The organism is Streptomyces sp. NRRL WC-3626, assembly GCF_000718785.1.
In the GTDB taxonomy this organism is placed as follows: domain Bacteria; phylum Actinomycetota; class Actinomycetes; order Streptomycetales; family Streptomycetaceae; genus Streptomyces; species Streptomyces edwardsiae.
This window is the reverse complement of the sequence record NZ_JOCA01000023.1, coordinates 60,918-80,968: the sequence shown is the minus strand read 5'-3', so window position 1 is coordinate 80,968 and position 20,051 is coordinate 60,918. Positions and strand designations below refer to the sequence as shown.

Annotated in this window: 19 protein-coding genes, 1 tRNA gene and 1 pseudogene; 14 read left to right on the top strand and 7 right to left on the bottom strand. The window is 71.6% G+C overall.

The annotated features are described in order from the left end of the window. The first annotated feature begins 8 nt into the window (after window positions 1-8). Genes IF28_RS0128480 through IF28_RS0128465 form a run of 4 tightly spaced genes read left to right on the top strand, consistent with a single transcriptional unit; the run spans window position 9 to window position 4,516 of the window. Window positions 9-884, top strand: coding sequence for a Cgl0159 family (beta/alpha)8-fold protein (locus IF28_RS0128480; RefSeq protein WP_030225952.1), 876 nt, complete (start codon window positions 9-11; stop codon window positions 882-884). A 28-nt stretch (window positions 885-912) separates the two neighbouring features. After that, the gene (gene iolB, locus IF28_RS0128475; protein WP_030225949.1) at window positions 913-1,830 is read left to right on the top strand and encodes a 5-deoxy-glucuronate isomerase; all 918 of its coding nucleotides are present in this window, start codon (window positions 913-915) and stop codon (window positions 1,828-1,830) included. Further along, window positions 1,827-3,698 carry a 3D-(3,5/4)-trihydroxycyclohexane-1,2-dione acylhydrolase (decyclizing) gene (gene iolD, locus IF28_RS0128470; RefSeq protein ID WP_030225947.1) on the top strand — a complete coding sequence of 624 codons (1,872 nt, stop codon included), beginning with the start codon at window positions 1,827-1,829 and terminating at the stop codon, window positions 3,696-3,698. The genes iolB and iolD overlap by 4 nt, the downstream gene beginning before the upstream one ends. 32 nt (window positions 3,699-3,730) lie before the next feature. Continuing rightward, on the top strand, window positions 3,731-4,516 hold the full coding sequence (locus IF28_RS0128465) for a GntR family transcriptional regulator (protein ID WP_030225943.1): 786 nt from the start codon (window positions 3,731-3,733) through the stop codon (window positions 4,514-4,516). Window positions 4,517-4,523: 7 nt separating this feature from the next. On the opposite strand, the gene IF28_RS0128460 is transcribed toward IF28_RS0128465, so the two are convergent. Beyond that, window positions 4,524-5,504: an aldo/keto reductase gene (locus IF28_RS0128460; protein ID WP_030225939.1), complete on the bottom strand. Its 981-nt coding sequence runs from the start codon at window positions 5,502-5,504 to the stop codon at window positions 4,524-4,526. A gap of 154 nt (window positions 5,505-5,658) precedes the next feature. On the opposite strand from IF28_RS0128460, the gene IF28_RS0128455 reads away from it, so the two are divergent. Both IF28_RS0128455 and IF28_RS0128450 read left to right on the top strand, forming a co-directional pair. After that, entirely contained in the window at window positions 5,659-6,600 is a 942-nt protein-coding gene (locus tag IF28_RS0128455) for an endonuclease/exonuclease/phosphatase family protein (protein ID WP_234325361.1), read from the top strand. 80 nt (window positions 6,601-6,680) lie between these two features. Further along, window positions 6,681-7,127 (top strand): hypothetical protein, encoded by a 447-nt coding sequence (locus tag IF28_RS0128450; RefSeq protein ID WP_030225934.1) that lies wholly within the window; start codon window positions 6,681-6,683, stop codon window positions 7,125-7,127. Between the two features lie 51 nt (window positions 7,128-7,178). Here the strand turns inward: IF28_RS0128450 and IF28_RS37170 are convergent, their stop codons facing one another. Further along, window positions 7,179-9,740, bottom strand: a complete 2,562-nt coding sequence (locus tag IF28_RS37170) for a NucA/NucB deoxyribonuclease domain-containing protein (protein WP_158713722.1) — start codon at window positions 9,738-9,740, stop codon at window positions 7,179-7,181. 382 nt (window positions 9,741-10,122) lie between these two features. Continuing rightward, window positions 10,123-10,196 (bottom strand) — tRNA-Pro (locus IF28_RS0128440). A gap of 99 nt (window positions 10,197-10,295) precedes the next feature. Here IF28_RS0128440 and IF28_RS0128435 point away from each other — a divergent pair. Together IF28_RS0128435 and cobF are read left to right on the top strand one after the other, a co-directional pair. Next, the gene (locus IF28_RS0128435; protein WP_030225927.1) at window positions 10,296-10,811 is read left to right on the top strand and encodes a DUF309 domain-containing protein; all 516 of its coding nucleotides are present in this window, start codon (window positions 10,296-10,298) and stop codon (window positions 10,809-10,811) included. 55 nt (window positions 10,812-10,866) lie between these two features. Next, window positions 10,867-11,640 (top strand): precorrin-6A synthase (deacetylating), encoded by a 774-nt coding sequence (gene cobF / locus IF28_RS0128430; protein WP_030225924.1) that lies wholly within the window; start codon window positions 10,867-10,869, stop codon window positions 11,638-11,640. 98 nt (window positions 11,641-11,738) lie between these two features. On the opposite strand, the pseudogene IF28_RS0128425 reads toward cobF, so the two are convergent. After that, window positions 11,739-11,984: pseudogene (locus IF28_RS0128425) on the bottom strand (precorrin-6A/cobalt-precorrin-6A reductase); the annotation flags it as partial. 30 nt (window positions 11,985-12,014) lie between these two features. On the opposite strand from IF28_RS0128425, the gene IF28_RS0128420 reads away from it, so the two are divergent. After that, window positions 12,015-13,469 (top strand): diacylglycerol/lipid kinase family protein, encoded by a 1,455-nt coding sequence (locus IF28_RS0128420; RefSeq protein ID WP_030225918.1) that lies wholly within the window; start codon window positions 12,015-12,017, stop codon window positions 13,467-13,469. Here the strand turns inward: IF28_RS0128420 and IF28_RS0128415 are convergent. Both IF28_RS0128415 and IF28_RS0128410 read right to left on the bottom strand, forming a co-directional pair. After that, window positions 13,455-14,228 (bottom strand): sulfite exporter TauE/SafE family protein, encoded by a 774-nt coding sequence (locus IF28_RS0128415; RefSeq protein WP_030225915.1) that lies wholly within the window; start codon window positions 14,226-14,228, stop codon window positions 13,455-13,457. The genes IF28_RS0128420 and IF28_RS0128415 overlap by 15 nt on opposite strands. A 75-nt stretch (window positions 14,229-14,303) precedes the next feature. Then, window positions 14,304-15,491 (bottom strand): thiolase family protein, encoded by a 1,188-nt coding sequence (locus IF28_RS0128410; protein ID WP_030225913.1) that lies wholly within the window; start codon window positions 15,489-15,491, stop codon window positions 14,304-14,306. Between the two features lie 235 nt (window positions 15,492-15,726). On the opposite strand from IF28_RS0128410, the gene IF28_RS0128405 reads away from it, so the two are divergent. The 5 genes from IF28_RS0128405 (at window position 15,727) to IF28_RS0128385 (ending at window position 18,842) form a co-directional block, all read left to right on the top strand. Next, window positions 15,727-16,209: a Dps family protein gene (locus IF28_RS0128405; RefSeq protein ID WP_030225910.1), complete on the top strand. Its 483-nt coding sequence runs from the start codon at window positions 15,727-15,729 to the stop codon at window positions 16,207-16,209. 154 nt (window positions 16,210-16,363) lie between these two features. Beyond that, entirely contained in the window at window positions 16,364-16,696 is a 333-nt protein-coding gene (locus IF28_RS0128400; RefSeq protein ID WP_030225908.1) for a DUF3140 domain-containing protein, read from the top strand. Window positions 16,697-16,699: 3 nt separating this feature from the next. Next, window positions 16,700-17,356 carry an endonuclease gene (locus IF28_RS0128395; RefSeq protein WP_030225905.1) on the top strand — a complete coding sequence of 219 codons (657 nt, stop codon included), beginning with the start codon at window positions 16,700-16,702 and terminating at the stop codon, window positions 17,354-17,356. A gap of 117 nt (window positions 17,357-17,473) precedes the next feature. Continuing rightward, window positions 17,474-18,298 (top strand): SAM-dependent methyltransferase, encoded by an 825-nt coding sequence (locus tag IF28_RS0128390; RefSeq protein WP_030225901.1) that lies wholly within the window; start codon window positions 17,474-17,476, stop codon window positions 18,296-18,298. Window positions 18,299-18,314: 16 nt separating this feature from the next. Continuing rightward, complete coding sequence (locus tag IF28_RS0128385) at window positions 18,315-18,842, top strand: NUDIX hydrolase family protein (protein WP_030225899.1); 528 nt, start codon at window positions 18,315-18,317, stop codon at window positions 18,840-18,842. Between the two features lie 11 nt (window positions 18,843-18,853). Here the strand turns inward: IF28_RS0128385 and IF28_RS0128380 are convergent, their stop codons facing one another. Next, a complete protein-coding gene (locus IF28_RS0128380) occupies window positions 18,854-20,035 on the bottom strand; it encodes an ABC transporter ATP-binding protein (RefSeq protein WP_030225896.1) in 1,182 nt (393 codons plus the stop codon). Window positions 20,036-20,051: the final 16 nt, after the last annotated feature.

Genomic DNA, 20,051 nt, shown 5'->3' with positions numbered 1-20,051 from the left:
GCCCTTCCTTGAATCTCAGCATCCCCGACCTCACCGCGGTCCGGGCCCGCAATCCGGAGGCCGTCGCCGAGGCGGCCGCCCGCCGGGCGCGCCGCCCGCTGATCGGCGACAGCGGCCGGCTGATGATCGTGGCCGCCGACCACCCCGCCCGGGGGGCGCTCGGCATCGGTGACCGGCGGCTGGCCATGGCCCACCGCGCCGATCTGCTGGAACGTCTCTGCATCGCGCTGTCCCGGCCGGGCGTCGACGGGGTGCTGGCCACGGCCGACATCCTGGAGGACCTGCTGCTCCTCGGGGTGCTGGAGAACAAGGTCGTCATGGGTTCGATGAACCGGGGCGGTCTGGCCGGCGCGTCCTTCGAGATGGACGACCGCTTCACCGGCCACCGCGCCGAGGACATCGCGCGGATGGGCTTCGACGCGGGCAAGCTGCTGGTCCGTATCGACTACGACGACCCGGGCTCGCTGGCCACCCTGGAGTCCTCGGCCCGCGCGGTGGACGCGATGGCCGAGCGCCGGCTGCCGGTGTTCGTGGAGCCGTTCATCTCGCGCCGGGTGGACGGCCGGGTCCGCAACGACCTGTCCGCCGAGGCCGTCACCCGCTCCATCGCCATCGCCTCCGGTCTGGGCGGCACCTCCGCCTACACCTGGCTGAAGCTCCCCGTCACCGACGACGTCGAGGCGATGCCGGAGGTGCTGGCGGCCTCGACGCTGCCCGTCGTACTCCTCGGCGGCGAGGTCGGCGACCAGGAGGCGGCGTACGAGCGGTGGGGCAAGGCGCTGCGGCTGCCGACCGTGATGGGGATGGTCGTCGGCCGCTCGCTGCTCTATCCGGCGGAGGGAAGTGTGGAGACCGCGGTGGACACGGCCGTCGGCCTGTTGTGAGAAGCCCGTTGCGACACGGAGGCATGGCATGACACATCACCTTCCGGCCGGCGGGGCGCCGGCCGGCCCGTACGCCGTCGACGTGAGCCCGGAGTCGGCGGGCTGGGGCTACTCCAGTCTGCGTGTGCTGGAACTGCCGCCCGGCGGCGCGCACACCTTCGACGCGGGTGACAGCGAGTGGATCGTGCTGCCGCTGAGCGGCGGCTGCACGGTCACGGCCGACGACGACTTCGGCCACGACACCTTCGAACTCACCGGCCGCACGAGTGTGTTCGACGGTGTCACCGACTTCGCCTACGTCCCGCGCGACGCCCGCGCGACGGTCGCCTCGGCGGGCGGCGGCCGGTTCGCGCTCACGGGCGCCCGCTGCACCCGCCGGCTGCCTGCCCGCTACGGGCCCGCCTCCGACGTCCCGGTCGAGCTGCGCGGCACCGGCAACTGCTCACGGCAGGTCAACAACTTCGGTGCGGCGGCCCCCGCCGGAGGCGGTGCGGGACAGGGCTTCGAGTGCGACAAGCTGATCGCGGTCGAGGTGCTCACGCCGGGCGGCAACTGGTCGTCCTTCCCGCCGCACAAGCACGACGAACACCGGCCCGGCGAGGAGTCCGTGCTGGAGGAGATCTACTACTTCGAGTTCGCCGCCCACGACGGCACCCCCGGTCTCGGCTACCAGCGGGTCTCCCCGTCCGGTCCGGGCCGCGGGACGGATGTGCTGGCCGAGGTGCGCGACGGCGACGTCGTCCTCATCCCGGACGGCTGGCACGGCCCGTCCATGGCCGTGCCGGGGCATCACATGTACTACCTCAACGTCATGGCGGGTCCGGAGGCCGAACGCGCCTGGCTGATCTGCGACCACCCCGACCACGCCTGGATCCGCGACACCTGGCCCGAGCAGCCGGCCGACCCCCGCCTTCCCCTCTACACCGCACCGGAGAGGTCCGTATGAGCGCCGCCACCCGCCGACTGACGACCGCCCAGGCCCTGGTGCGGTTCCTGTCCGCGCAGTACACCGAACGCGACGGCGTGCGCCGCCGGCTGATCGCGGGCACCTGGGGCATCTTCGGCCACGGCAACGTGGCCGGCGTCGGGCAGGCACTCGTCGAGTACCGCGATGTGATGCCGTACCACCAGGGCCGCAACGAGCAGGCGATGGTGCACGCCGCCGTCGGTCACGCCCGCCAGCTCAACCGGCTCTCGGCGCAGGCGGTCACGACCTCCATCGGCCCCGGCGCCACCAACCTCGTCACGGGCGCCGCCCTCGCCACCATCAACCGGCTGCCCGTACTCCTGCTCCCCGGTGACTACTTCGCCTCCCGCGTCGCCGATCCGCTGCTGCAGCAGCTCGAACACCCCGTCGAGGCCGATGTGTCGGTCAACGACACGCTCCGCCCGGTGTCGCGCTGGTTCGACCGTGTCACCCGCCCCGAGGCCCTGATCGCCTCCGCGCTGAACGCGATGCGGGTACTCGCCGACCCGGCCGAGACCGGCGCGGTGACGCTGGCACTCCCGCAGGACGTGCAGGCGGAGGCGTACGACTGGCCCGAGGAGTTCTTCGCCGACCGCGTCTGGTCCGTACGGCGTCCCGCCCCGGACCCGGCGGAACTGGCGGCGGCCGCCGCTGCGGTACGGGCGGCTCGGCGGCCGCTGATCGTCGCGGGCGGCGGGGTCCACCACAGCGAGGCCGAGGAGGCGCTGAGGGCGCTGGTGGAGGCCACCGGCATCCCCGTCGCCTCCACCCAGGCCGGCAAGGGCTCCCTGCGCCACGACCACCCCGCCGACCTCGGCGGCATCGGCCACACCGGCACGGCGGTGAGCGACGAACTCGCCCGCACCGCCGACCTGGTGATCGGGGTCGGCACCCGCTACTCCGACTTCACCACCGCCTCCGGCACCCTTTTCCGGCACCCGGACGTCCGCTTCCTCAACCTCAACATCACCGGCTTCGACGCGCACAAGCTGGCGGCCCGCACCCTGGTCGGCGACGCGCGGACCTCGCTGGAGCAGCTGGCCGGGGCGCTGGCCGGCCATCGTGTGCAGGAGTCGTACGAGGCGGAGTACCGGGCCGGCAAGGAGCGTTGGGAGCGGGTCGTGGAGACCGCCTTCCGCGCGGACGACGACACGGCCGTACCGACGCAGACGCAGGTCCTCGGCGCGCTCGACGCGGTGGTCGGCGACGAGGACGTGGTGATCAACGCGGCCGGTTCGCTCCCCGGCGACCTGCACAAACTCTGGCGCGCGCGCAGCCCCCGCCAGTACCACCTGGAGTACGGCTACTCCTGCATGGGCTACGAGATCCCGGCCGCCCTCGGAGTGCAGCAGGCCGCGCCCGGCACACCCGTGTGGGCGCTGGTCGGCGACGGCACCTACCTGATGAACCCGACCGAGATCGTCACCGCCGTCCAGGAGAACCTCCCCGTCAACCTGGTCCTGGTGCAGAACCACGGGTACGCCTCCATCGGCGGCCTGTCGGAGTCGGTGGGCGCGGAGCGCTACGGCACCGCCTACCGGCACCGGGCCGCCGACGGCTCCTTCACCGGCGCCCCGCTGCCCGTGGACCTCGCCGCGAACGCGGCCAGCCTCGGCATGGACGTCCTGCGCGCCAAGACCGTACGGGAGCTGCGCGGCGCGCTGGCCGAGGCGCGGGCCTCCGGCCGGCCGACGTGCGTGTACGTCGAGACCGACCCCGCCGCGACCGCTCCCCCGGCCGAGGCCTGGTGGGACGTGCCGGTGGCCGAGGTGTCCGCCCGTGAGGCCGCCGTGGAGGCGCGCACACGGTACGACGCCGAGGTCGCCGGCCGCCGCCGCCACCTCTGACCCCGCCCGCACCGCTCCAGAGAGGACCGTCCATGGCGAAGACCGGTGGCCCCGCACGTGCCGCGACCGAACCCGCGCTGAGCACGCTGGACTTCGCCCTGGACCGGGGCAGTCCGGTGCCGCTGTACTACCAGCTCGCGCAGCAGCTGGAGGCGGCGATCGAGCAGGGCGTCCTCGCCCCGGGCAATCTGCTGGGCAACGAGGTCGACCTGTCCGTACGGCTGGGGCTGTCCCGGCCCACCGTCCGCCAGGCCATCCAGTCCCTCGTCGACAAGGGGCTGCTGGTCCGGCGGCGGGGGGTGGGCACCCAGGTGGTGCACAGCCAGGTCAGACGGCCCCTGGAGCTGAGCAGTCTCTACGACGACCTGGAGGCGGCCGGGCAGGGCCCGACCACGCGGGTGATGCGCAACGAGACGGTCCCGGCGCCCGCGGCGGTGGCGGCGGCCCTCGGACTGGCCGAGGGCACCGAGGTCGCCCTCCTGGAACGCCTGCGCCGCACCCACGGCCGGCCGGTCGCGCTGCTGTGCAACTACCTGCCGCCGGACCTGCTCGCCCTGGACACCGACCGGCTGGAGGCGACCGGCCTGTACCGGATGATGCGCACGGCCGGCATCACCCTGCACAGCGCCCGCCAGACCGTCGGCGCCCGCGCGGCCACCGCGGCCGAGGCGTCCCGCCTGGACGAGAAGGAGGGCGCCGCCCTGCTCACCATGCAGCGCACGGCCTACGACGACACCGGGCGCGCGGTGGAGTACGGCACCCACATCTACCGCGCGTCCCGGTACTCGTTCGACTTCCAGCTGCTGGTCAGGCCGTGAGGCGTGCTCAGTGCGCGGCGTCGAGCCGGGCCCACTGCTCCGGCGACAGCTCCAGGTCCACCGCGGCCAGGTTCTCGTCCAGCTGCGCCACCGACGACGCCCCGGCCAGCGGGAGGATCGGCAGCTCGTGACCGAGCTGCCAGGCCAGCACGACCTGGCCCGGCGTCGCCCCGGTCTCCCGGGCGACCTCGTGCAGCACGGCGAGGCGGGCCGGGGTGCCCGGGTGGTCGTAGTCGCCGGCGAGCCGCTCGGGGCGGGCGTAGGCGCCGCCGAGCAGCGGTGAGTAGGCGACCAGGGTGAGGCCGGGCTCGGCGCGCAGATAGCCGGCCATCTCGGGGCCCACGTGGCCCAGGTTGCCGTCGGGGAACAGGTCGCTGGGCACGTCGGAGCGGGGCCGCAGCAGGCTGTGGTGGTACTGCAGGACCTCGTATCCGGGCAGTCCGGCCTGTGCCGCGAGGGCTCGGGCCCGCTCCACCCGCCACACGGCCTGGTTGCTCACCCCGAGCAGGCCCACCGTGCCCTCGGCGACCAGTTCCCCGAAGGCCTCGACCGTCTCGCGCTGGGGGACGGTGTGGTCGTCGATGTGCGCGTACAGCAGGTCCAGCCGCTCCATGCCGAGCCGCTCGCGGCTGCGCTCGGAGGCCTCCCGGATCACCTTCGCGGACAGGCCCTCGGGGTTGTCGGTGTAGCTGGTGCCGGGGGCGAGGGGGCGGGCGCCGAGCTTGGTGGCGACGACGATCTCGTCACCGGCCCCGCGGCTGCGGCGCCAGCGGCCGAGCAGTTCCTCGCTCTGTCCGCCCTGGCCGCCGTCGGTCCAGAAGGCGTAGTTGTCGGACGTGTCGATGAAGTTCCCGCCGGCCTCGACGTAGCGGTCGAGTACGGCGAAGGAGGTCTTCTCGTCGGTCATGGACCCGAACAGCATCGCCCCGAGCGCGAGCACGCTCACCCGGCGGCTGTGCGGACCCGTGCCGATGGTGCAGTACTTCATGGGTGTTCCCTCCCGTTTCGCACCCCGTTGTCGGGGCACGGATCGGGAGTCTTCCGCTTGAAGAGCGCTCCAAGTCAAGCGTGTCGGATCTGCTGAAACTGATCCACTCCGCGATCGCGTCCTGAGACAGGGAGTCGAGCGGACGGGAAGCGACGTGGCACAGCGCAGGTGGTCGTGGGCGCGCGGGCGGGTACTCGCGGGGTCGGCCGTACTGACGGCGGGGCTGCTGGTGTTCCACCGGCTGGTCCCCAACTCCGTGGGCCGGGCGGGCAGTCTGCTGGAGGTGTTCCTGCCGTGGCTCGGGCTGGTGGTCGTGGTGCTCCTCGTCGTGGCCCTGCTGCGCCGTTCGGCCACCGCCCTGGTGGCCCTGCTGCTGCCGGCGGTGGCGTGGACGTACCTCTTCGGCGGGCTGTTCCTGCCCGCCGGGAAGTCCGGCCCGCGTGAGCTGGTGGTGGTGCAGCACAACGTCAGCGACGTGAACACCGATCCGGCGGGCACGGCCCGTGCCCTGGCCGCCGCGCGGCCCGACCTCATCGCCCTGCAGGAAGTGGTCCCGGCCGCACTGCCGGTCTACGGGAGGACGCTCGCGCGGGAGTATCCGTACCACGCGGTCCGGGGCACCGTCGGGCTGTGGTCGAGGCATCCGCTCACCGGCGCCCGCGCGCTCGACATCAAGCCGCGGGACATCACCGAGCCCTGGAGCCGCGGACTGCGGGCCGTGGTCCGCACGCCGTACGGCGAGGTCGCCGCGTACGTGGCGCACCTGCCGTCGGTCCGGGTCGGGGCGGGCGGCCTCACCTCGGCCCGGCGTGACGAGAGCGCCGGTCTGCTGGGCGAGGCGGTCGCCGCCGAACCGCTGGGCACGGTGATCCTGCTGGGAGACCTCAACGGCACGGTCGACGACCGCGGGCTGTCGCCGCTCACCTCGCGGATGAACGTGGCCCGGCGGGGCTTCGCCTTCAGCTTCCCGGCCGGTCTCCCGCTGGCCCGGATCGACCAGGTCATGGCCCGCTCGGCGACGGTCACCGGCATCCGCGCCCTGCCGGCCACCGGCAGCGACCACCTGCCGGTGACCGCGCGGATCACCCTGCGCTGAAGCGCCTGCCCCGGGACGGCCGCCGCGTAGAGTGCGACACGTCGATCCATCAGCTGGAAGACCGGGCGCAGGGAGGGCACATGGCCAAGGTGGTGGATGCCGTCGAGATTCGCCCCCGGGTCTTCTACCGGACGATTCAGATCGGTCCCGTCTTCTTCGAGGAGCCTCCCGCGGACGACGATGTCGTCGAGATCCCGGGGGACGGTCTGAGGCTGAACTCCAGCGACAACGACTTCTACCCGCTGGTGCGCCTGGAGGTCTGGGACGGTCCCGCGTCCAGGCCCTCCGAGGACTGGGACTACGAGCGCGATTTCCGCGCATCGTCGAGCGGACACGTGTCGGTCGTGGACCTGGGCGGTGTCGCGTACGGCATGATCCAGGTCCCGTCCGGCACCTACGTCCTGCGACTCCTGTGCCGGGGCCGGGAACACCTGGTGGCGACCCTGGCCCTCGATCCCTTCCCGCCCGAGGGGCCGCACGAGGACCCCCTGGAGTTCTGGCTGCTGCAGATGTGGCCTGCCGGCTGATCCGGGCGGATCAGCCGGCAGGCCTTCGGGTCGGCGATCAGCGTCGGGGGCCTACTTCAACGTCCCCCCGCCGGGGGTCATCCGGAACGTGATGAACCGCGGCTTGTAGATGCCCGGATCACGGTAGTGATCAGCACCGGCCTCGACTCGGCTGTCCATGCTGTTCACGTTGTACGAGAGCGTATAGGGGCCCGCCCCACCGTTGAGCATCGAGCTGTGGACGTGTGCGTTGTAGCTGATGATGTTCGGGTTCCCGTAGCTGCCCCAGGGTCCCGGTTCGGGCATACGGTAGACGTCCGTCTCCAGTTGGAAGGGTCCGTGCGGAGAGCAGGACACGGATGCCTTGATCTCCCCGCTGAAGGCTTCCTTGCTGGTCTGGCTGACCACCATGAATCCGCCGTGCCACGGGGTGACGCTGTACTCGTTCGCTATTCCGTTGTGGACGTTGGCTGCCTGCTTCTCGCTCTTCATCCAGCCGCCGGCACCCGGATTGAGGTACTCCCACGTCCCCGTGAGGTCGGTGCCCTTGACGCGGGCGATGCGCATCTTCTTGTCCAGCGGGGCGTCGTCCACTCCGTAGATGTACGTGTAGCCGTCGCCGCTCAGGCCGGCGGGCATGAGCGCGGATCCCCAGCCCACCCCGGGTGTCGAGGGCACCGGATCGACGTACAGGGGCTCATGTCCGTGCGCCGTGCCGAGGTCGTCGAGCGAGAAGGTCGCCACGAAGTTGGCCTTGTGCGCGAAGTCCCATGAGCCTGGGCCGAACTTGTAGTACTCCTGGAAGAGCACCTGGAGGTAGGTGACGCCACCCTCCTTGTGCAGCTGACCGTCGCCGAGCCAGTACCAGTGTTGGTCCGCGGCGGGCTTCATGAGACCTTCGGGCCTCGTCTTGGGCCCGCCTCGCAGGGTGGTGAGCTGCTGGCCGTTCTGCACCACGATGGTGCTGTTGACGAGCGGTGCGCTCGTCGGCCTGGTGCCGTCGCTGTTGAGCGGGCCCAGGAAGGTGTCCGAGAAGAGCCAGAGGATGCGACCGTCCGGGAGCTCGACGGAGTAGGTGGAGTCCCCACCGGTCCATCCGTCGGGCGTCGTCCTGGCGTAGTCCAGGAAGGTCTTCTCCGGTGCGGTGCCGGTCTTCACATCGGAGACGACCGGCTGCCGGAGATCACAGGAACGGTTCGACACCGGAGAAGAGACGCCCACCGGCTCCTCGACCCCGGCGTAGGGGCCTCCGTCTGCCGCCCGGACGTCGACGTAGAACTCATCCGTGTTGATGATCCGGTCGGCGAGATAGAAATCATTGAGGAGTCGCCCGGCCGCCCCGTTGTCGGCCTTGGTCAATGGCCTCACCGAGAAGTGAGCCGTGCCGTCCTCGTCCTGCGCGTCACCTGTCCAGGCTCCTTCCCTGGTCGAAGCCATCGGGTATTCGTCGCAGTCGCGCGTGTTTCCTCTGGAGTATTCTTTGCCGAAATTCACCTTGCAGGTCGCGGTCGACTTGTCCCGGTTCTTTCCATGGAGGACATCGTTTTCGCTGCCGGTTGCTCCCGCCAGCCGGTCGAGCGGCATACCGCTCCGCACCGATCCGGGAATCATCTTGGAGCCCACACTGGGCGGCCTGGTGAGGTTCGGCTTGAACTGGGCCGTCCACACGTGCTTCGCGGTTTCGGCGACGTCGGACTTCGCCATGAACTTCCAGGTGGATATGACTCCGTCGAAGACGCATCCGTAGGAGGGGATACCTACCGGCCACTTCATGTACGAAGCCGAGTCGCAGCGGAATCCGGTGGTGCCAGGAGCTATGACGATTCCCGGAACCGGATACTGCTGAGCCACCAGAGAATTGAGGGAGAAGTCGAAGTACGCGATCTTGTCACCGGTGAGGGCTCCTTCGGGAGACGTGTACTCCCAGTCCACGTGACCCGCTGCCATCCATCCCGCTATGGTGTCGACGCGCCCGTTTCCCGGGTCCGCGGTGCAGGGCTTGTCCGCGGAAAAGCTGATGCAGTTGCCGAAGAAGGAAAGATTGTCCGTGAGGCGTGGAGCTCCGAAGACCTTTGGCTGGTCCAGTTGCATCCAGTACCGCACCTTGCGAGCACCGGGATCGCTCTTCTCCTGATATCCCTGCCCCATGATTCCCACACGGAACTGAACGCTTCCGATCTCCACGCACCCGTTTCCGGGCGGCGGACCCTTGCATTTGTCGTAGGAGGAGTAGCTTCCGATGAGTGAGCTGCACCACTGCCAGTGGCTGATGACGAGAGAAGTCTTGTCGCCGTACGGAGCGGTATAGCATTCCGTCATCGACACGGAAGGGAAGTCTCCGGCGAGCCGGGGCTCGGCTTTCCTGCTCTGCTGGATTTTCTCCGCGTGGCTGTTCCTCTTCAGGGTCTGTCCTGGCGTCTCCTGCTGAGACCGCTCGACACGCTCCTTGAGGTTCCCGGACGCTTCGGGCCACTCGGCGGGACTCCCGTCGGGGCGCGTGACGGTGAACCGGCCGGCCGGCTCCCCCTCTTCCTGGGCCTGGGCCGCGGGCGCCATCAGGGATAACAGCACGGAGAACATGATCACCCCGAGCCAGGTCGCCCTGTGCCTCATGGATCTTATGGATCTTCGCAAGCGGAATCCTCCACCTTTCCGGACACGTCGAAACGCGCCGTGGGTAAGCACCCACAGCGCATTCGGATCATCACATAACGAGGTCGCACACGTGCTCGAATAAGCACATCCACGCAGAGATACGGCTCGAATACGTGGGCCCGAGATGCAAAGCGGGCGCACCCTCTGGGCATTATTCGGCGGATCATGCGACTTTTCCGACCGGTCACTCGTCGGTCGGCTTACGGGGCGGGGGACCCGGCGAATCGCGCGTGGTCGCTGCTGGAGTCGCGTCTGCCACCGCCGGGGCGGTCGGCGGAACGGCCATCGCACGGTCCCGGGAACGATCAAGGGCCGCTTCAGATGATCTCTGAAACGGCCCTTGACCCGCGACTTCGTAAAGTCGGGACGACAGGATTTGAACCTGCGACCCCTTGACCCCCAGTCAAGTGCGCTACCAAGCTGCGCCACGTCCCGGTGCGCTCACGTGCGGTGAACCGCGTGATCGCGCGAACAGCACTTTACCCCACACCCCCGGGACGCCCCGAATCGGACCGGGCGCGGGACAATCGGCGCATGGGCAGCATGGAGAGCACGTCGTCGGACCGGACGGTCGCCGCGCGGGACCGGGACAGCGAGGGGCGGGCGCGCAACGCGCGGCCGCGTGACGGCCTTGGGCGGCCCCTCCCGTACGGCGCGCCGGGTGTGGCCCGGCAGCCGGAAGGGGTCGTACGGCGGCCGGAGGAGAGTGTCGCGGAGGCGCAGCGGCTGCTGGACGAGGGGAAGCCGTTCCACGCGCACGAGGTGTTCGAGGACGCCTGGAAGTCGGGGCCCCAGGAGGAGCGCGAGCTGTGGCGGGGGCTGGCCCAGCTCGCGGTGGGCCTCACCCATGCCGCGCGCGGGAACGTCACCGGCGGGGCGCGGCTGCTGCGGCGCGGGGCCGGGGCGGCGCAGGCGTGGGCGGCGGAGGGCGGGTTCCGGCCGCACGGGATCGATCTGGCGGGTGTGATCGCCTGGGCGGGGGAACTGGCGGCCGAGGTGGAGGACGGCACCGTGGTGGACGCGGGTGCGCGGGCACCACGGCTGCGCTGACGGCCGGGTGGGATGCGCCCTACGCGTTGTCGGTGGCGTGCGGCAGACTCGGGGCGTGCGAGAGATTCATGTCATCGGTATCGGCGCGGGCGACCCCGACCAGCTGACCCTGCAGGCCGTCAAGGCGCTGCGGGACACGGACGTGTTCTTCATCCTGGACAAGGGTGAGGCGAAGGCGGACCTGACCGGGCTGCGCCGCGACATGCTCGAGGCGCACATACCGGGGGGCGGCTACCGCGTCGTCGAGGCGCGTGACCCGGAGCGGGACCGGAAGGCCGGGGGTTCTGCCTACTCCCCCGCCGTCGGGGACTGGCGCAGCGCCCGCGCGGACATCTACGAGCGGCTGATCTCCGAGGAACTGGGCGAGGAGCAGACCGGGGCGTTCCTGGTGTGGGGCGATCCGTCGCTCTACGACAGCACGATCGGCATCCTGGAGGAGGTGCTGGAGCGCGGCCGGGTCGTCTTCGGCTTCGACGTCGTGCCGGGCATCAGCAGTGTGTCGGCGCTCGCCGCCCGGCACCGTACGGGGCTCAACCGGGTCGCCCGCCCGGTGCAGATCACCACCGGACGGCGGCTCGCCGAGGGGTTCCCGGAGGGCGTGGACGACGTGGTGGTGATGCTGGACGCCCACCAGAGCTTTCGCGCGTACGCCGACCAGGACGTGGACATCTACTGGGGCGCCTACATAGGCACCCCGGACGAGATCCTGGTCTCCGGACCGCTCGCCGAGGCCGCGCCGCGCATCGAGCACCTCCGCGCGAAGGCCCGCGAACGCAAGGGCTGGATCATGGACACCTACCTGCTGCGCAGGCGCCCGGACGAGAGCTGAGCGGCAGCTCCGGGCCGGGCACGGCCACCCGCCGGGTCATGGCCGGTCGAGGACGTCCAGCCGGTGCGGGGCCGTCGGTACGTCGGGGACCGCCGTCACCCCGGCCGGCGCAGAACGACCAGCGGCAACCCGGTGACGGCCGCCGCACGTGCCGCGTTCGCCGTGATGGCCGCGGCGAAGGCGTGCGTGGCGTCGACGACCGCGTCCACGCGCTGTGCGCCCAGCCAGTCCGCCAGTCCCTCCGTGCCGCCGAAACCGCCCACGCGGACCTCGCCCCCGGCCCCCGGGGCACCGGCCCGCCCGACGAAGATCGGCGTCCGGCCGCACACATGTCCGCACACCACCTACGATGACGCCGGGTGACGGGAGGAACCATGGCCGTGGACTGGAGTGGGCGGAGCTATCACGCCCAGCGATGGGCGGCGCGGGGAGCGCTGGCCGCCGCGGCGCTCGCGGTGGCGACTCCCCTTGTGTACGGCGGGCTGCGCGGTCTGCTGCTGCTGGTGTGCGGGGTCGCGGGACTGGGGCTCAGCGCGGCCGCCGTGTGGTGGACGCTGACCCAGCGGGGCCCGCTGCGCTGGGTGTCCGCGCTGGTCGCCGTCTGTGTTCCGGCGGGTCTGATCGCCCTGTTCGCCGTGACGTTGTTCTGGGCGCTGCTGGTGTCCCTGACCCTGTGGGGACTGGCCGTGTGGAGCGGCAGGTTCGCGTTGCGCGGGCCGGGCGGCGGGCACCACGCCGAAGTGCGGGAGCGGCGGCTGCCGCCGCCCCGGAGGCCGGTGCTGATCATGAATCCCCGGTCGGGCGGCGGCAAGGTGGGCCGGTTCCGGCTGCGGGAGAAGGCGGAGCGGCTGGGCGCCCAGGTGGTGCTGCTGGAACCCGGCGAGCAGCACGACGTCACCGCGCTGGCCCGCCAGGCCGTGGCGGACGGCGCGGATCTGCTGGGGGCGGCCGGCGGAGACGGCACCCAGGCGCTGGTGGCGGCGGTGGCGGCCGAGCACGACATCCCGTTCCTGGTGATCAGCGCCGGTACGCGCAATCACTTCGCCCTGGACCTCGGCCTGGACCGCGGGAACCCGGCCGCCTGTCTCGACGCGCTCACGGACGGCGTCGAGCTCCGCGTCGACCTGGGTTTCGCGGGCGAGCAGCCGTTCGTGAACAACGCCTCCTTCGGCGCGTACGCGGCGATCGTGCAGAGCCCCGCCTACCGCGACGACAAGATCGGCACGAGTCTGGAGATGCTGCCCGGCCTGCTCACCGGGCGGGAGGGGCCCCGGCTGGTCGCGCGCGCCGGGGACACCACGCTCACCGCGCCGCAGGCCGTGCTGGTCAGCAACAATCCGTACCGCACCGGCGACCCCTTCGGTCTCGGCCGGCGGGAGCGGCTGGACGGCGCCGCGCTCGGTGTCCTCGGGGTGAAGCTGGAGGGCGCCATCAGTGCCGCCGCCCTGCTGCTGAACCCGGAGCCGAGCGGGCTGACCATCGTGACCGCCACCGAGGTGCACGTCGAGGCGGACCGGGCGGAGATCGAGGCCGGGGTCGACGGTGAGGCGATGGTGCTGCCCGCGCCGGTCCACTGCCGTATCGCCCCCGGCGCGCTGCGCGTCCGGGTCCCCCGCAGGCGGCCCGGCGTCACCCAGGCCCCGCCCCGGCTGGACTGGCGGCGGCTGCGCAAGCTGGCGGCGACGGTCGGCCGTACCGCCGCGCCCAGCCGGCTCCACCGGCCGCACCCCGCGCCGTACGAGCCGCAGCCGCCGGCCGTACCGCCCACGGACCCGGACGAGCCGGGCGGGCGGAGCGAGGCGGCCGGGCCCCGCTCAGGGCACCAGTAGCTGTACACCGCCCACCACGGTCGCCGCGATCACCAGCCGCTCGAACAGCCGCTGGTTGATCCGGTCCACCGCCCAGCGGCCGAGGAGCGCGCCGGGCACCACGAACAGCACGAGCGCCGCGTCCAGGAGCAGCGAGTCGGCGTCGATCAGGCCCAGGCCGGCGCTGAAGGGCAGCTTGGAGGTGTTGACGATGAGGAAGAAGAACGCCGAGGTGCCCAGGAAGCCGAGCTTCCGGAAGCCCGCGGAGAGCAGGTACATCGACATCACCGGACCGCCGGCGTTGGCGACCATGGTGGTGAAGCCGCCGAGGACGCCGTAGGAGCGGGCCTTGGCCCGGCCCGCCCGGGTGCTGACCCCGTCGGGCTCCCGGTCCGCGGCGGCGGTCCGCCGCCGCCACACCGTCACCCCGGCCATCAGCAGCAGGATCGCGCCGATCGAGATCCGTACGATCCCGTCGTCGGCCCACACCAGGAACAGGGTGCCGGCGACGACGCCCGCCGCGACCGCCGGGAACAGCCGCCACAGGGTGGGCCAGTGGGCGTGCCTGCGGTAGGTGAGGACGGCGAGGATGTCACCGGCGATCAGGATGGGCAGCAGGATGCCGGTGGAGGCCCTGGCGGGCAGCACCGCGGCGAAGATGGCGAGGCTGACCGTGTTGGCCCCGCTGACGGCGGTCTTGGAGAAGCCGACGAGCAGGGCCGCGAAGGCGAGCGCGGCGAACTCCCAGCCGTTGAGGTCCCAGGGCGTCATCATGTTCATTACGGGGACAGATGCTATGCGCAGGCAATCGGCGGCCGTAAGGAGCGTCTCGCCCTGTGACGCCCGGGGTGCCGGTCAGTGCCTCTCGACCAGCAGCGCGCTGCCCTGTCCCACACCCACGCACATGGTCGCCAGGCCGCGTCCGGCGCCGGTGCGGCGCATGCGGTGCAGCAGGGTGGTGAGGATGCGGGCGCCGGAACAGCCCAGCGGGTGGCCGAGCGCGATCGCGCCGCCGCTGGGGTTGACCAGCCCGGGGTCGATGCCGAGCTGGTCGACGCAGGCCAGGGCCTGGGCCGCGAACGCCTCGTTGAACTCGGCCTCCTGGAGGTCGCCGATGGTCCAGCCGGCGCGGGCGAGCACCTTGCGGGTGGCGGGGACGGGGCCGATGCCCATGACGTCCGGGTGGACGCCGGCGGAGGCGCCGGCGACATAGCGGCCGAGCGACTCCAGGCCAAGCTCGTCGAGGGCCTCCTCGCTGACGAGGATCAGGCCGGCGGCGCCGTCGTTCATCGGGGAGGCGTTGCCCGCGGTGACGGAACCGCCCGTGCGGAACACGGGCTTCAGGCGGGCCAGCTTCTCGATCGAGGTGTCCTCGCGGACGCACTCGTCGGTCTCGACGACCACGCCGTCCGGGCGGGTGACGGGGAGGAGTTCGTCGTCGAAGTGGCCGTTCTTGCGGGCCTCGGCGGCGCGCTGGTGGCTACGCAGGGCGAACTCGTCCTGGCGTGCGCGAGGGACGTCGTACCGGGCGGCGACCTCCTCGGCGGTCTCGCCCATGGCCAGCAGCCCGTGGAGTTCCTTCATCGCGGGGTTGACCAGCCGCCAGCCGAGCCGGGTGTCGACGGTCTCGATGCGGTGCGGGAGGGCCTCGTCGGGGCGGGGCAGCACGAAGGGGGCCCGGCTCATCGACTCGGAGCCGCCGGCGACGACGATGTCGGCCTCGCCGGCCGCGATGGCGCGGGCGGCGGTGGTCACGGCCTCGAGGCCGGAGGCGCACAGCCGGTTGACGGTGGCGCCGGGGACGGACTCGGGCAGCCCGGCGAGCAGCGCGGCCATCCGGGCGACGTTGCGGTTGTCCTCGCCGGCCTGGTTCGCGGCGCCCCAGTAGACGTCGTCGACGCGGGCCGGGTCCAGCGCGGGCACGTCGGCGACCAGCCCGCGGATCACGGCGGCGGCGAGATCGTCGGGCCGTACGGTGGACAGGGCTCCGCGCAGTTTGCCGATGGGGGTGCGGCGGGCGGCCGCGAAGTGGACGGGACGCACGACAGGACTCCTGACCGATGCCGACGGCTGTGCTGCGGGGCGGCACCCATTAATTAGCACCGCTAGTTTTTGACTATAGACCGCGGGTGGCCCCCTGGGAAGATCCTGGCCGGCCGCCGCGGGGGTTTGTCCCGGACGGCCACGGGCACCCGCGCGTCGACGGAGTGGTCGCGCGGGGCGCCGGACGCCGCCGCGCCGGACCACCCGACGACACGAGAAGGAGGAACGGCACCCCATGACCGTTGTGAGGAGCACCCTGCCCGACGAGGCCCGCCGGGTTTCCGGCGAGGCCCTCCAGGACACCCTGGTGGACCTGCTCGGGCTGTCACTGATCGCGAAGCAGGCGCACTGGAACGTCGTGGGCCCGCGGTTCCGTTCCGTTCACCTCCAGCTGGACGAGGTGGTCTCCACCGCGCGCACCCACGCCGACACGGTGGCGGAGCGGTCCTCCGCGCTCGGCGTGCCGCCGGACGGCCGTCCGGAGACCATCGCCAAGGTCTTCTCGCTGCCCGCCCCGAAGGAGGGCTGGCTGCGCGACTCCCAGGCCGTGGAGGTGATGACGGAGGCGCTGGGCGCGGCCGTCACACGGCTGCGCGAGCGCATCGACGCCACCGAGAAGGCGGACCTGGTCACCCAGGACCTGCTGATCTCGATCACCGCGGACCTGGAGAAGCAGCGCTGGATGTTCGAGGCGGAGAACCACCCGGGCGCTTCCTGAACCGCCTGGCGGGTCCTGAACCGCCCGGGGGTCGTGAACCGCCTCGCGGGTCCTGGACCCCAGGGCGGGCGCCGACCGATCCGGGCGGTCCCGGCGGCTCCGGGCGGTCCCGAGCCGCCCCGCCCGGGAAACACACGCACGTAAGGGGCACATGATGACCGACGCCCTCGAGATGGACGCGCTGTGGGACGAGTTCCACCGCGTGGTGAACATGACGTCGGCGGAGCTGGCCGCCTGGCTGCGGGTGAGCGAGGCCGGTGAGACGACGGAGCCGCTGCCCGACCGGGCCGGCGACGAGACGGGACAGCACGTCCTCGCCATCCTGCAGAAGCGCCGCACCGACCTCACCGACGACGATCTGCGGGTGATGGAGGAGGTCGTGGACGCCGTGACCGAGCAGACGGACATGGAGAACGAGCCCACGGCCGAGGACACCCCCCGCCGGCACCACCTGATGTCCCTCGGCCACGACCCGCTCAAGGCGTGAGCCGTGGCCGGCCGGGACGAGCGGGTGGTGCGCGCCCTCGTCGGCGCGCACGGCACGACGTACGCGGAGGAGGCCGGGATCAGGCTGCGGGACACCCCTCAGCCGCTGTACCGGCTGCTGGTGCTGGCCCATCTGCTCAGCGCCCGGATCAGGGGATCGATCGCCGTGGCCTCCGCCCGCGCCCTGTACGAGGCGGGCCTGCGTGACCCCCGCCGTATGGCGGAGGCCACGTGGCAGGAACGGGTGGACGCGCTCGGCCGGGGCGGCTACCGCCGCTACGACGAGCGCAGCGCCACACAACTGGGCGACGGCGCCCGGCTGCTGGCCGAACGCTGGGGCGGTGATCTGCGCAGGCTCCGCGAGGAGGCGCATGGCGACGTGGGTGAACTGCGGCGCCTGCTGCGGGAGTTCCCCGGCATGGGACCGGCCGGTGCCGACATCTTCCTGCGCGAGGTCCAGCGTGTCTGGCCGGAGGCGGCGCCCGAGCTGGACGCCAAGGCCCTCCAGGGCGCGCGGCGGCTCGACCTGCCCGAGGACCGGGAGCGGCTCCTCGGCCTCGCGGGACGTACCGAACCGGCGGTCCTCGCGGCCGCGTTGGTCCGTGCGGCGATCGACAAGGACGTGGCCGAGGACTCGCTGGAGCACGCCGGTGCCCGGTGACCAGCCGTCAACACGGGTTTCCCCCTCCCTCATTCGCGGGACAACGTGATCACCGCGGGGCACAATGGCCGTCGGTGGCCCGCTACGGCCGCCACGGGCGAGGGAGAGGGAGAGACCGTGAGTGAGAGCCACACCCCGCCGAGCGGCTCGGCCAGAGTCAACACCGGTGTGGCGCACAACGCGCGCGTGTGGAACTACTGGATCGGCGGCAAGGACAACTACGAGGTCGACCAGCGGGTCGGCGAGCACGTCGCCTCGATCAACCCCGTCATCCGGGACATCGCCCGCGCCGACCGGGACTTCCTGGGCCGGGCGGTGACGTATCTGGCCGGTGAGCGCGGTGTGCGGCAGTTCCTCGACATCGGCACCGGCCTGCCGACGGCGGACAACACCCATGAGATCGCGCAGCGGATCGCGCCGGACTCACGGATCGTGTACGTGGACAACGACCCGATCGTGCTCGTCCACGCCCGCACCCTGCTCACGGGCACGCGCGAGGGCGCCACCGCCTACATCGACGCCGATGTGCACGACCCGGACGCCATCCTGGAGCGCGCCGCCGGCACCCTGGACGTCACCCGGCCCATCGCGGTGATGATGCTGGGCATCCTGAACTTCGTGCTCGACACCGCCAAGGCGCGGGAGATAGTCCGCAGCATCATGGCGAAGGTGCCCCCGGGCAGCTTCCTGGTGCTCACCCACCCCACGTTCGACACCGAGGTCGGCGGCGAACTGCAGGTCCCGGCCATGGAGTTCTGGAACGCCAACGCCACTCCCCCGATCACCGCCCGCAGCGCCGCGGACGTCACCGCCTTCTTCGACGGTCTCGATCTGATCGAGCCCGGTCTGGTGTCCTGCTCGCGCTGGCATGCCACGTCCGACGCCCCCGCGGTGCCGCAGTACGGCGCGGTGGCCGTGAAGCCCTGCACGCTGAAAGTATGATCAAGCAATGTCTGACATGACCGAAACCACGCCGGGCTGGCTGTCCTCCGACGATCTGGAGATGGCACGCGCCCAGATGCCGATCCTGTACGTCGAGGCCGTGCCCGTGCGTGTCGACGACAGCGGTGAAGTCACCAGCGTCGGGCTGCTGCTGCGCATAGGGCCCGACGGGACGGTCAGCCGGACCCTGGTCTCCGGCAGGGTGCTGCACCACGAGCGGGTCCGCGACGCCCTGCTGCGCCATCTGGAGAAGGACCTCGGCCCGGTGGCGCTGCCCCGCGTCCCGGCGTCGCTGCAGCCGTTCACGGTCGCGGAGTACTTCCCCACGCACGGCGTCACCCCGTTCCACGATCCGCGTCAGCACGCGGTGTCGCTGGCGTACATCGTGCCGGTGACGGGCGACTGCCGGCCCCGGCAGGACGCCCTCGACCTGGTGTGGTTCAGCCCGCGGGAGGCCTTGTCGCAGGCGGTGCAGAGCGAGATGCCGGGCGGTCACGGAGTGCTGCTGAAGCAGGCGCTGGCGCACGCCGGCTGTGTGGTCTGAGGGACCGCCCCTCAGTGCTTCTCCGGGTGGGTGAGGTTGCTCCCGGTCGACGGGTCGAAGACATGGGCCTTGCCCATGTCGACCCGGAGTTCGACGGGCGCGCCCTCACGGGCCCGGGTGGCGGCGTTCAGCCGGGCCACGATCTGCTGGCCGCCCCCGGCCCCGGTGTCGCGTACACCGGAGTCCGTGGCGAGTTCCTCCAGTTCGGCCGTCGTCACCGGGCCGCCCTCCGCGCTGAAGTAGACGTACGCGTCGGAGCCGAGCGACTCCAGCACGTCCACGGTGGCGGTGACGACGGGGCCGCCGGTCCCGTGCGCCAGGCTCGCGTCCTCGAAGGCCTCGGGTCGCAGCCCGACGATGACCTCGCGGGGCGCGTCGCGCTCCTCGAGCGCCCGGATCGTACGGTCGTCGAGGGGCAGGTCGCCGAGCGGGGTGCGCAGGGCTCCGCCCGACAGGGAGGCGTGGAGGAAGTTCATCGCCGGTGAGCCGATGAAGCCGGCCACGAACAGGTTGCGCGGCATCTCGTAGAGCTGGGCGGGGCTGCCGACCTGCTGCACCAGGCCCTGCCGCATCACCACGACCCGGTCCCCGAGGGTCATCGCCTCGGTCTGGTCGTGGGTGACGTACACGGTGGTGGTGCCCAGGCGGCGTTGCAGCCGGGAGATCTGGGTGCGCATCTGCACCCGGAGTTTGGCGTCGAGGTTGGACAGCGGCTCGTCCATGAGGAACGCCTCGGGGTCACGGACGATCGCCCGCCCCATGGCGACCCGCTGGCGCTGGCCGCCGGAGAGGTTGGCGGGCTTGCGGTCCAGGAACTCGCCGAGGTCGAGCACCCGGGCGGCCTCCTCCACCTTGCTGTCGATGACCGCCTTGTCGACCTTCGCCAGCCGCAGCGGGAACCCCATGTTCTCCCGCACGCTCATGTGCGGATACAGGGCGTAGCTCTGGAACACCATGGCGACGTCGCGCTCCTTGGGCGCGAGGTCGTTGACGACCCGGCCGCCGATGCGCAGGGTGCCCTCGGTGATGTCCTCCAGCCCGGCGATCATGTTCAGGGTGGTGGACTTGCCGCAGCCGGAGGGTCCGACCAGGATCACGAACTCGCCGTCGGCGATGTCGAGGTCGACGTCCCGTACGGCGAGGGATCCGTCGGGATAGCGCTTGGTGACTCCCTCTAGGACGATCTCGGCCATGGGTGGCGCCTCCTTG

Bases quoted from the DNA above. Each gene is read 5' to 3' on its own strand.
- IF28_RS0128460 (WP_030225939.1), bottom strand. From the start codon at position 5,504: ATGAAGTACTGCACCATCGGCACGGGTCCGCACAGCCGCCGGGTGAGC.
- IF28_RS0128465 (WP_030225943.1), top strand. From the start codon at position 3,731: ATGGCGAAGACCGGTGGCCCCGCACGTGCCGCGACCGAACCCGCGCTG.
- IF28_RS0128420 (WP_030225918.1), top strand. From the start codon at position 12,015: ATGGCCGTGGACTGGAGTGGGCGGAGCTATCACGCCCAGCGATGGGCG.
- IF28_RS0128450 (WP_030225934.1), top strand. From the start codon at position 6,681: ATGGCCAAGGTGGTGGATGCCGTCGAGATTCGCCCCCGGGTCTTCTAC.
- IF28_RS0128400 (WP_030225908.1), top strand. From the start codon at position 16,364: ATGACCGACGCCCTCGAGATGGACGCGCTGTGGGACGAGTTCCACCGC.
- IF28_RS0128405 (WP_030225910.1), top strand. From the start codon at position 15,727: ATGACCGTTGTGAGGAGCACCCTGCCCGACGAGGCCCGCCGGGTTTCC.
- IF28_RS0128415 (WP_030225915.1), bottom strand. From the start codon at position 14,228: ATGAACATGATGACGCCCTGGGACCTCAACGGCTGGGAGTTCGCCGCG.
- iolD (WP_030225947.1), top strand. From the start codon at position 1,827: ATGAGCGCCGCCACCCGCCGACTGACGACCGCCCAGGCCCTGGTGCGG.
- IF28_RS0128380 (WP_030225896.1), bottom strand. From the start codon at position 20,035: ATGGCCGAGATCGTCCTAGAGGGAGTCACCAAGCGCTATCCCGACGGA.
- iolB (WP_030225949.1), top strand. From the start codon at position 913: ATGACACATCACCTTCCGGCCGGCGGGGCGCCGGCCGGCCCGTACGCC.
- IF28_RS0128385 (WP_030225899.1), top strand. From the start codon at position 18,315: ATGACCGAAACCACGCCGGGCTGGCTGTCCTCCGACGATCTGGAGATG.
- IF28_RS0128435 (WP_030225927.1), top strand. From the start codon at position 10,296: ATGGGCAGCATGGAGAGCACGTCGTCGGACCGGACGGTCGCCGCGCGG.